The 9,878-nt window shown below is 62.3% G+C and carries 18 protein-coding genes; 6 read left to right on the plus strand and 12 right to left on the minus strand.

What is annotated here, in order from left to right; translation table 11 throughout:
* Window positions 1-27: 27 nt before the first annotated feature.
* From HMPREF2743_RS06355 to rpsJ, 12 genes are all read right to left on the minus strand, one after another.
* On the minus strand, window positions 28-738 hold the full coding sequence (locus HMPREF2743_RS06355; RefSeq protein WP_070818408.1) for a hypothetical protein: 711 nt from the start codon (window positions 736-738) through the stop codon (window positions 28-30).
* Window positions 739-927: 189 nt separating this feature from the next.
* On the minus strand, window positions 928-1,209 hold the full coding sequence (rpsQ, locus tag HMPREF2743_RS06360; RefSeq protein ID WP_010189641.1) for a 30S ribosomal protein S17: 282 nt from the start codon (window positions 1,207-1,209) through the stop codon (window positions 928-930).
* A gap of 2 nt (window positions 1,210-1,211) precedes the next feature.
* Window positions 1,212-1,442: a 50S ribosomal protein L29 gene (gene rpmC, locus HMPREF2743_RS06365; RefSeq protein ID WP_010189642.1), complete on the minus strand. Its 231-nt coding sequence runs from the start codon at window positions 1,440-1,442 to the stop codon at window positions 1,212-1,214.
* Entirely contained in the window at window positions 1,442-1,858 is a 417-nt protein-coding gene (gene rplP / locus HMPREF2743_RS06370) for a 50S ribosomal protein L16 (RefSeq protein WP_070527782.1), read from the minus strand. The genes rpmC and rplP overlap by 1 nt, the downstream gene beginning before the upstream one ends.
* A 3-nt stretch (window positions 1,859-1,861) precedes the next feature.
* Window positions 1,862-2,608, minus strand: coding sequence for a 30S ribosomal protein S3 (gene rpsC, locus HMPREF2743_RS06375; protein WP_010189644.1), 747 nt, complete (start codon window positions 2,606-2,608; stop codon window positions 1,862-1,864).
* Window positions 2,608-2,970, minus strand: coding sequence for a 50S ribosomal protein L22 (gene rplV / locus HMPREF2743_RS06380; protein WP_010189645.1), 363 nt, complete (start codon window positions 2,968-2,970; stop codon window positions 2,608-2,610). The genes rpsC and rplV overlap by 1 nt, the downstream gene beginning before the upstream one ends.
* Window positions 2,971-2,973: 3 nt before the next feature.
* Window positions 2,974-3,252 (minus strand): 30S ribosomal protein S19, encoded by a 279-nt coding sequence (gene rpsS / locus HMPREF2743_RS06385; RefSeq protein WP_010189646.1) that lies wholly within the window; start codon window positions 3,250-3,252, stop codon window positions 2,974-2,976.
* A gap of 13 nt (window positions 3,253-3,265) precedes the next feature.
* Window positions 3,266-4,102 (minus strand): 50S ribosomal protein L2, encoded by an 837-nt coding sequence (gene rplB / locus HMPREF2743_RS06390; RefSeq protein ID WP_010189648.1) that lies wholly within the window; start codon window positions 4,100-4,102, stop codon window positions 3,266-3,268.
* Between the two features lie 35 nt (window positions 4,103-4,137).
* Window positions 4,138-4,440, minus strand: a complete 303-nt coding sequence (rplW, locus tag HMPREF2743_RS06395; RefSeq protein WP_046648478.1) for a 50S ribosomal protein L23 — start codon at window positions 4,438-4,440, stop codon at window positions 4,138-4,140.
* Window positions 4,440-5,102: a 50S ribosomal protein L4 gene (rplD, locus tag HMPREF2743_RS06400; protein WP_010189650.1), complete on the minus strand. Its 663-nt coding sequence runs from the start codon at window positions 5,100-5,102 to the stop codon at window positions 4,440-4,442. The genes rplW and rplD overlap by 1 nt, the downstream gene beginning before the upstream one ends.
* A complete protein-coding gene (gene rplC, locus HMPREF2743_RS06405; protein ID WP_070521756.1) occupies window positions 5,099-5,755 on the minus strand; it encodes a 50S ribosomal protein L3 in 657 nt (218 codons plus the stop codon). Before rplC ends, rplD begins: the two co-directional genes overlap by 4 nt.
* Before the next feature lie 35 nt (window positions 5,756-5,790).
* A complete protein-coding gene (rpsJ, locus tag HMPREF2743_RS06410; RefSeq protein WP_003848085.1) occupies window positions 5,791-6,096 on the minus strand; it encodes a 30S ribosomal protein S10 in 306 nt (101 codons plus the stop codon).
* A gap of 648 nt (window positions 6,097-6,744) precedes the next feature.
* Between rpsJ and HMPREF2743_RS06415 the strand changes: the two genes are divergently transcribed.
* Genes HMPREF2743_RS06415 through HMPREF2743_RS06440 form a run of 6 tightly spaced genes read left to right on the plus strand, consistent with a single transcriptional unit; the run spans window position 6,745 to window position 9,781 of the window.
* Window positions 6,745-7,230: an Asp23/Gls24 family envelope stress response protein gene (locus tag HMPREF2743_RS06415; protein ID WP_070527779.1), complete on the plus strand. Its 486-nt coding sequence runs from the start codon at window positions 6,745-6,747 to the stop codon at window positions 7,228-7,230.
* A 1-nt stretch (window position 7,231) separates the two neighbouring features.
* On the plus strand, window positions 7,232-7,537 hold the full coding sequence (locus HMPREF2743_RS06420) for a hypothetical protein (RefSeq protein WP_070818409.1): 306 nt from the start codon (window positions 7,232-7,234) through the stop codon (window positions 7,535-7,537).
* Between the two features lie 32 nt (window positions 7,538-7,569).
* A complete protein-coding gene (locus HMPREF2743_RS06425; RefSeq protein WP_010189668.1) occupies window positions 7,570-7,764 on the plus strand; it encodes a hypothetical protein in 195 nt (64 codons plus the stop codon).
* Window positions 7,764-8,651, plus strand: coding sequence for an Asp23/Gls24 family envelope stress response protein (locus HMPREF2743_RS06430; RefSeq protein WP_246818773.1), 888 nt, complete (start codon window positions 7,764-7,766; stop codon window positions 8,649-8,651). Before HMPREF2743_RS06425 ends, HMPREF2743_RS06430 begins: the two co-directional genes overlap by 1 nt.
* Entirely contained in the window at window positions 8,644-9,222 is a 579-nt protein-coding gene (locus HMPREF2743_RS06435; protein ID WP_070527773.1) for a DUF6286 domain-containing protein, read from the plus strand. Before HMPREF2743_RS06430 ends, HMPREF2743_RS06435 begins: the two co-directional genes overlap by 8 nt.
* Complete coding sequence (locus HMPREF2743_RS06440; protein ID WP_070527770.1) at window positions 9,215-9,781, plus strand: Asp23/Gls24 family envelope stress response protein; 567 nt, start codon at window positions 9,215-9,217, stop codon at window positions 9,779-9,781. Before HMPREF2743_RS06435 ends, HMPREF2743_RS06440 begins: the two co-directional genes overlap by 8 nt.
* Window positions 9,782-9,878 lie beyond the last annotated feature (97 nt).

Genomic DNA, 9,878 nt, shown 5'->3' on the forward strand with positions numbered 1-9,878 from the left:
TGTTGCGGCTCTAACGGCTGCGCCGCGCTATTGGACCTCGTCGGGAGTATAATCCACGCGCAGCCCACCCATCGGAACACTCACATCGCTTTGCCACCAGCCGCGGTCGGGTTCAAAGGGCAGGGTGACATGTTTGCCTTCGTAGCCCGCCCACGCGCCCTTTTCAAGGAGCCCAATGCATTCCTTGCCCGCGTAGGTTATCGTCTCGCGTTTCGGGCTGCCGCTCTTGAAGCCACTCAGCGTGGTGGGCGCGTCTAAGGCCAAGACCCAGACCTCTTCCGACGCGTATTCGGGCAAGACAATGCCTGGCTCACCGCCGTCGAGATCGCCTGCTTGGGCCTTATACACGGTGCCCGACACAGTAGAGGGAACATCGGCAGGATTGCCCTCGCTGCGGACGCGATCCTTCCGGTACACGCACTTTTCGATGCCACTGGCGGCGGAGTTCCCTGCGCCGTCTTTAGCTGCGTCTTGTGCATGGGATGGCTTCGGGCCTGAATCAGCAGCCCCAGGTCTATAGCCCGCTGGCAGCGTCGGGTTGGGCCCGGCAGCTTCAGTGCTCGGCTGCGGCTGCGCGTCCGATTCCGGTTCGGCCTGCGTAGTTGAAACGTCCGCGGCAGATTCCACAGCCGGGGCGTCGGCAGCAACGGGGGCAGTCTCCTCCGCGGCACAACCGACGAGGGCTGCCATGGAGGAAGCGCAGGCAAGGGTTAGCAAAGAACGAGAGAACGCGGACATAAGGAGAATGACCTTTCAAGAGATGAACGGCCTTACCCTAACACGTTCCCGCAGCTTAATCCGCATACCTGGAGACCGCTCCCCTGTCAGGCTGTTGTCTGTAGCGTGTCGGATGTGGGAGCGAAGAGCGCATGAAAAATGGCCCCCACGGTCACCGTGGGGGCCACTGCTATCGAGGAGAGCTAGATTTTACTTAGCCTTCTCAACGATCTCGACGAGACGGAAGTGCTTGTCCTTGGACAGCGGGCGAGTCTCGGCGATGAGAACGCGGTCGCCGATGCCGGCGGTCTCGTTCTCGTCGTGCGCCTTAACCTTCTTGTTAGTGCGCATAATCTTGCCGTAGAGGGCGTGCTGCTTGCGGTCCTCGAGCTCGACAACGATGGTCTTATTCATCTTGTCGGAGACAACGATGCCGGTGCGGGTCTTGCGAGCGCCCTTTTCCTTCTTAGTGTTCACGTTTGCCTCACTCATGATTAAGCCTCAGCTCCCGGAGCAACGGACAGGCCCAGCTCACGCTCGCGCAGAACGGTGTAGATGCGGGCGATGTCGCGCTTAACCGTGCCGATGCGGCGGTTGTTGGTCAGCTGGCCGGTGGCCTTCTGGAAACGAAGGTTGAAGAGCTCTTCCTTCGCATCCTTCAGGCGGTTTTCCAGCTCAGCGTTGTCGAGCTCACGGAACTCGTGGGCGGGGGTACCGGTAGCCATTAGAACTGGTCCTCCTTCTTGATGATGCGGACCTTGCACGGAAGCTTCTGACCAGCACGGCGCAGAGCCTCGATGGCGGTAGCTTCGTTCGGGTAGGTCATCTCGAAGAGGATACGGCCCGGCTTAACGTTGGCAACCCACTTCTCGACGGGACCCTTACCGGAACCCATACGCACGCCGAGCGGCTTCTGGGTCAGCGGACGGTCCGGGAAGATGTTGATCCACACCTTGCCACCACGCTTGACGTGGCGGTTGATGGCAATACGTGCGGCCTCAATCTGGCGGTTGGTGATGTACGCCGGCTCGAGAGCCTGGATGGCGTAGTCACCGAAGTTGATGCGGTTACCGCCCTTGGACACACCCGAGCGGTTCGGGCGGTGCTGGCGACGGTACTTGACGCGCTTAGGAATCAGCATGGATTAGCCCTCCTGCTTCTGCTGTGCGCGCTGGCGACGCTGGCCACCACGACGCGGACGACCGTTGCGGTCACCGCGGCCACGGCCCTGCGCCGGAGCGTTCAGTTCGGACTCGCGGACGCCACCGACAACGTCACCCTTGTAGATCCACACCTTGATGCCGATGCGGCCGAAGGTGGTGTGGGCCTCTGCGGTGCCGTAGTCGATTTCGGCGCGAAGGGTGTGCAGCGGAACGCGACCCTCGTGGTAGCGCTCGGTGCGGGACATCTCAGCACCGCCCAGGCGACCAGACAGGAGGATCTTAATACCCTTGACCTGCGGCTGGCGCATAGCGGACTGGATGGCCTTGCGCATTGCGCGGCGGAAAGCCACGCGGTTGACCAGCTGCTCAGCGACAGACTGTGCAACCAAGGTTGCGTTGGCGTCGACCTGCTTGACCTCGAGGATGTTGAGGGCAACCATCTTGCCGGTGAGCTTCTCCAGCTCGCGGCGGATGCGGTCAGCCTCAGCGCCACGGCGGCCAATCACGATGCCCGGGCGGGCGGTGTGAATGTCCACGCGGACGCGGTCGCGGGTGCGCTCGATAACGACGTCGGCAATGCCGGCGCGGTCGAGGCCCTTCTCCAGGTACTCGCGGATCTTGATGTCTTCGGCTACGTAGTTTGCGTAGTCCTTATCGGCGTACCAGTGGGTCTTCCAGTCGGAAGTGATGCCCAAACGTAGGCCGTGAGGATGGATCTTCTGGCCCATTACTTGGCCCCTTCCTTCTGGCTCTCGACAACCACGGTGATGTGGCTGGTGCGCTTACGAATCATGAATGCGCGGCCCTGTGCGCGCGGCTGGAAACGACGCATGGTCGGACCCTCGTTGGCATAAGCCTCGGAGATGACCAGGGTGCGCGGATCCAGGCCGAAGTTGTTCTCAGCGTTGGCAGCTGCGGATGCAACAACCTTGGCAACCGGCTCAGCGGCGCCCTGCGGAGCGTACTTCAGGATTGCAAGTGCCTCGGCTACGGACTTACCGCGGACCAGGTCGATGACGCGGCGTGCCTTCATCGGGGTAACGCGGACGTAGCGAGCCGTTGCGGATGCGGAGGTGATGGTGTCACTCATCGCTTATCGACGTCCCTTCTTGTCGTCCTTGACGTGACCCTTAAAGGTCTTGGTGGGTGCGAACTCACCGAGCTTGTGACCAACCATGGAGTCCTCAACGAACACCGGCACATGCTTGCGGCCGTCGTGGACGGCGAAGGTGTGACCGATGAAGTCGGGCAGGATGGTGGAACGGCGAGACCAGGTCTTAATGACCTGCTTGGTGCCGGCCTCGTTCTGAGCATCAACCTTGTTGAGGAGGTGCTCATCGACGAACGGGCCCTTCTTAAGGCTGCGTGGCATTGTTTACCTCCTCTTAGCGCTTCTTGTTCGGGCGACGACGGCGCACGATCATGTTGTTCGAGTAACGGTTCGGGTTGCGGGTGCGGCCTTCCTTGTGGCCCCACGGCGACACCGGGTGGCGACCACCCGAGGTCTTACCCTCACCACCACCGTGCGGGTGGTCAACCGGGTTCATAACGACACCGCGGACGGTCGGGCGGACGCCCTTCCAACGCATACGGCCGGCCTTGCCCCAGCGGATGTTCATCTGGTCGGCGTTGCCAACCTCACCGACGGTGGCGCGGCAACGGATGTCGACGCGACGGATCTCGGAGGACGGCATACGCAGGATGGCGTACTTGCCTTCCTTACCCAGCAGCTGGATGGAAGCACCAGCGGAGCGGGCCAGCTTAGCGCCAGCGCCCGGCTTGAGCTCCACAGCGTGGATGGTGGTACCAGTCGGGATATTGCGCAGCGGCAGGTTGTTGCCAACCTTGATATCTGCGTTCGGACCAGCCTCAACGATGGTGCCCTGCTTCAGGCCCTTCGGGGCGATGATGTAGCGCTTCTCGCCGTCTGCGTAGTGCAGCAGAGCGATGTTAGCGGTACGGTTCGGGTCGTACTCGATGTGAGCAACCTTTGCAGGGATGCCGTCCTTGTCGGTACGACGGAAGTCGATCAGACGGTAACGGCGCTTGTGGCCACCGCCGATGTGGCGGGTGGTGATGCGGCCGTAGTTGTTACGACCACCAGTCTTGCTCAGCGGGCGCAGCAGGGACTTCTCCGGGGTCGAGCGAGTGATTTCCTCGAACTCGGACACGGAGGATGCGCGGCGACCCGGAGTTGTCGGCTTGTACTTACGAATAGCCATAATTCTTCCTTTTCCTTTCGGCTCTTCGGTGGGGCTTAAGCGCCTGCGCCGAAGACGTCGATGGAGTCGCTGCCTTCACGGAGCGTCACGTAGGCGCGCTTGGTGGACTTACGCTGACCGAAGCCGGTGCGGGTGCGCTTGCGCTTGCCTGCACGGTTCACGGTGTTCACGGAAGCAACCTTCACGCCGAAGATCTGCTCGACGGCATCTTTAATCTGGGTCTTGTTGGAGTCCGTGGAGACGTAGAACGTGTAGACGTTCTGCTCCATCAGGCCGTAGGACTTCTCGGACACAACCGGTGCGATGATGACGTCGCGCGGGTTAGCGAGCTTAGCCATTACTTCTCCTCCTTAGCTTCCTCGGCGGCGCCGGTAGCGCGCTCGACGAAGGTGTGCAGAGCCTCAACGGAGAACACAACGTCATCCGAGTAGAGGACGTCGTAGGTGTTCAGCTGGCCGGCGTCCAGGATCTGGACGTTCGGCAGGTTGTTGGCGCTGCGGCGAGCATTGATGTCCTCGCGGCCGATGACCAGAAGAACATTCTTGCGGTCGGTGAGGCGCTCGATGAAAGCCTTGGCCTGCTTGGTGGACGGGGTCTGGCCCGGGACGAGCTCCTCGATGACGTGGATGCGCTCGTTACGTGCACGGTCAGACAGTGCGCCGTAGAGAGCAGCCTTGATCATGCGCTTCGGGGTGCGCTGGGAGTAGTCACGCGGGACCGGGCCGTGCACGGTGCCACCACCGGTGTAGTGCGGCGCACGGATGGAGCCCTGGCGGGCGCGGCCGGTGCCCTTCTGGCGGAACGGCTTGCGACCACCGCCGCGGACCTCGCCGCGAGTCTTGGTCTTGTGGGTACCCTGACGAGCAGCAGCGAGCTGTGCGTTGACAACCTGGTGCATCAGAGCAATGGATGCCTCGGTGTCAAAGAGCTCGGCCGGCAACTCAACGGTGCCGTTGGTCTTACCGTCAGCGGTCTGGACGTCTAGCTTGAGGTTGCTCATGCGTGTGCACCGCCCTTCACTGCGGTCTTAACGGTGACGAGGCCACCGCGCGCACCCGGGATAGCACCCTTGATGAGCAGCAGGTTGGACTCGGCATCAATCTTCTGAATCTTCAGGTTCTGGGTGGTCACGCGGTCCTGGCCCATGCGGCCAGCCATGCGCTTACCCTTGAAGACGCGGCCCGGGAACGAAGCGCCACCAATGCCACCAACGCGGCGGTGAGCAGCCTGGTTACCGTGGGCAGCGCCCTGGCCTGCGAAGCCGTGGCGCTTCATGGCGCCAGCGTAGCCGTGACCCTTGGTGGTGCCGGTGACGTCAACGAAGGTAACGCCCTCGAAGATGTCCACCTTGACCTCCTGGCCGACCTCGTATGCAGAGGTATCGTCCATGCGGATCTCAGCGACGTAACGGCGCGGGGTCACGCCAGCCTTCTTGAAGTGACCAGCGGCCGGCTTGTTGGCCTTGCGCGGGTCCTTCTCGCCGAAGGCAATCTGGATGGCGTTGTAGCCATCGGTTTCCTTGGTACGGATCTGGGTAACCACGCACGGGCCAGCCTCGACGACGGTCACCGGCACAACGCGGTTCTCCTCGTCGAAGACCTGGGTCATGCCGAGCTTGGTGCCCAGAATTCCCTTGATCTCGTTTTCACTCATTGTTTGTTCTCCACCAAATACGTTGTGTCGATCGCTTACTGGATATTCACGTCGACGCTTGCCGGAAGGTCGATGCGCATGAGGGCGTCAACGGTCTTCGGGGTCGGGTCGAGAATGTCGATGAGGCGCTTGTGAGTGCGCATCTCGAAGTGCTCGCGAGAGTCCTTGTACTTGTGCGGAGAACGAATAACGGCGTATACGTTCTTCTCGGTTGGGAGCGGCACCGGGCCGACAACACGAGCACCCGTACGGGTAACGGTCTCGACGATCTTCTTAGCAGAAGCGTCGATGGCCTCGTGGTCGTAGGCCTTCAGCCGAATGCGGATTTTTTGTCCCGCCACGCTTATCCTCTTCCTCGCTTCCCCACTTTCACATTCCCGGCGTATCCGGGGCGTGAAGCGGTGGGAAATTGCTTCTCGATTTCTCTATAACGTTGTCCGGGCTGGAAGCCATGGCTCAACGCCAGTTGTCTGACTGTCATGACGACCACGAGAGTGACTTAAGGCAAAAGCCCAGAGTGCAGTGCTCGTGACGGGGTACAAGACCCGTAGTCAAAGTAAATAGGAAGAAGACTGGGGCGTTAGATCTCAATGATCCGCAACCAAAGTCTTATTCATATACTGCCGCTGTTTATTTGCCATGCCCCTTCTCCGGTCCATCTTCTCGGGATTGTCTCTGCTCAAGCGCGGACCTAGCCCGATCGGATGACCTTCGCGTGCGGTTCTAGAAGAGCCCCACAACAAAGGTGTCATGTTCGCCTTACCAGCAACAACGCCCTACAAGCTGGAGCCTGCGGCTACGTCGCTGTGTTAAAGCAACCCCTGTATTTAAGCACGTAACCTCGCGTTTTCCAAACTTATGAAGAAACAGTGGGTAACATCACGTTTTGGCCAAGGATCAGCTCCCCGCCGCCCCGCGCTCCGCGTTCGCGGTTAAGCTCGTGACGTAGATACCGACATAAATCAACTACACAGTGAGAGGGATCCATCATGGCTGAAAACACCACCCCCAAGGACGTCGCCGAGCAGACCGCCACGGCTGCCGACACCACCCCGGAGCGCAACAAGAACCTGGAGACCGATTTCGGCACCACCCGTATTGATGACGTTGTCGTCTCTAAAATTGCCGGCATCGCCGCCCGTGAGGTCTCCGGTGTCGCTGCCCTCGGCGGCGGTGGCGCCCGCATGATGGGCTCCATCCGCGAGTCCTTCGGTGCCTCCGAGGACGTCCGCCAGGGTGTCAGCGTCGAGGTCAATAACGGCACCGCCTCCATCGAGATCGCCATCATCGCCGAGTACGGCGTGGCCATCCACGAACTTGCCGAGGCTATTCGCCGCAACATCATGAATGCGGTCGAGCGCATGACCGGCCTGTCCGTCGACCGCGTTGACGTCGTCGTCCACGACGTCAAGCTGCCGCGCGAAGAAGACGAGTCCACCGAGGCAGCCCCGGCGGTTACCCAGGGCCAGGCATAACGTGACCTCTGCTGAGCTCACCCTCCCCATTGCCACGTCCATAGCGGCGGCGGTGACGGATCTAAGGGGCGTCGCCAAGCTCTCGCCCGGCCGGTTCGGGGAGGTCGCACTGCTCTTTCCTGGTGAGCGCGTGCACGGCATCCGCCGCCCTAACCCGCAAGATGACACGCACCTGGAGCTGCACATCGTCGTTGATGTCAGCGCAGGTGTTCCACTCGCCGAGCTTGGCGACGTCACCCGCACCACCGTCCGCACCACCTGGCACGCGGTGCGCCGCGTCGACGTGGTCTTCGACGACGCGGTCTAGAAGGAACCGACATACAGAACTAAAGGAAAACCATGAAGAACTACACCTCCCTCGGCGTGATCGCTGGCTTGGTTCTGGCCTTTTTCATCTACCTCGGCGTGTGGTACGTCGCGCTCGCGGTGCTCCTCGCCGCGGTGGGCGGCGTCATCGGCGCGCATTTCGACGGCCGCATTGACCTCACCGCGGTGTGGAAGGGCGTGGTCGGCCAGGATAGAGGCCGAGGCTAGTGAGCACCGCCAAGCACGGCCGCACCCGCTTTTCCCTGCGCGCGATGGAGAAGGTCATTAGCTCCGCCATCGCGAGCGTGCCGGGAACCGCGGCTGTCGACGCCAAGTTAGCCGGCCTCGCCGGCCGCGCCTTCCCGCGCGTGATGGCGCAAATGGATCCGGATACGCAGATGGTGGCGGTCGATGTCGACATTGCTGTCTACTGGCCCTCCCCCGTCACCGAGGTTGCGAAGGCGGTGCGCGCAGCAATCCAGGAGGCTGTCCGCGATTTCACGGGCTTTCGCACCACTCGCGTCAACGTGACGGTGGGCGGCGCGGTCCCAGGCGAGCGCACAACCGCGCTGGCTGTTGAGACACGCACGCCGCTGTCGGCGCAGATTCCGGCGATTGTTCCGGAGCGTGCCTTGAAGCCGGTGGACGTGAGTCAGCACGCCGCGGTGCGTCAGGTGTCAACCCCTGTGCCGGTCCCGGTGCGCGGGGTGAGTGTGCCGGAGGCGGTGCGGGTGAGGGGCGTCGGCAAGCCTGCGGACGTTAAGGTACGCACGGAAGGTTTCGGCCCTGGCGAGAATCGCTACGAGGAGCTGCGCCCCATTCACACGGCCGAACCGCAGCCGCTGCGCGCGGTTACCGAGCCCGCGCCGGTGCAGGTTCGCTCGGTGCCGGCGCCACGGGAGTTCGCGCTGCGCCACGTCGAAGCACCCCGCCCGGTTGAGCCGCGCGGCGTGGAGCTTCCGCCCGCTGCTCCCCTACGCGTCCCGCATGCCACGCCGCTTCAGCTTCGCCCGATTACGATTCGGCCCTCGGCCGAATTCACCCGCCGGATAGACGTCCCGCGTCCGGTGCCGCTGCGCGCCATCACCATCCGCGAAGGAGGCCATCATGAGTGAGAAGTCGCTGCCCGCTGGCTTTGGCCAACGCCCGAAAGCCTCCCCGCCGGCACGCGGCTGGACCATCATCGTGGGCATCTTGCTGCTCGCGGCCGCCGTGGTCGTGGGGCGTGAGGCCTGGGTGATTGGTGCCAATGAGGGCGGAACCTCGTGGCTGCAGCCGTTCATCGACGTGATGTCCTCGCCGGAGATTCACACATGGATGCTCGTGGCCGGGGGCGTGGCGATCGTCGTCGGGCTGATTCTGTTGTGGGCGGCGTGTGCTCCGCGGAAGACAACGCACGTGCGGATTGGCTCCGAGGATGCGTCGATGTGGCTGCGCGCGGTGGATATTGCGCGGGTGGCGTCGGCAACAGCGCGTCGGGTGCCGGGGACCACGGCGGCGCGGAGTCGGGCGAAGATTACTAAGGAGCGCTCCCGTATTACGGTGACGGCCACGGGCGATGCTGATGATGCGCAGCTCAAGGAGCGCGTGTCTGAAGCGGTGACGGCGGCGCTGGCGGCCATCACTCCGGCTCCGGAGGTTACCGTGGTGATTGAGAATGAACAGGAGGATATCGCCAATGTCTAAGACGCTTGCGGGTGTGGACCGCGCGATACTTGCGGTGTTAGGAATCCTGCTCATAGCTTTGGGCGTGTGGCCGATTCTCATTCACTTCGACGTGCCCTTCGCAACGTACTTGGCCACGTGGGTGGACCACGACACGTGGGCTGGATTGCCAGAGCAGTCCTGGTGGCCCTTTGCGCTGGGCTTGGCGACGATCATCTGTGCCCTCACCGGCCTGTGGCTCGTGATTAGCAACCTGCGGCACCATCGGTTTAACTCGGTGCCCTCGGAGGAGTCGAATGAGGAGGGCGCGATTAAGACGGAGATGTCCGCGATTGCGGGGGCGGTAGCGGATACGCTCGGTGAGGTCGAGGGCGTGGAGAAGGTCGCGCGGTTGGTGGCTTATGACCGCTCGCGGCCGACGCTGCAGTATGAGGTACTGGCGGATCCCGATACCCCACTGCTGCGCATCAAGGATGCCATTGAAGTCAATGACCGTGATTTCCGCGCGGCCTTCCCGGACGTGGATGTTGATACGCGGTACAAGGTTCATTTCACGAAGGTCCGCAACGCGGTCGCATAGGATTCTTTACTGCTCAGTGGCCGCCGCTGAGCTGGCTGTTTATTCTTCCGGTTGCGGGGTTGCGGGTGCTGTTTTAGTCTCTGTGCCCATGGGGGAT

Source organism: Corynebacterium sp. HMSC036D02 (genome assembly GCF_001836165.1).
Lineage (GTDB): Bacteria > Actinomycetota > Actinomycetes > Mycobacteriales > Mycobacteriaceae > Corynebacterium.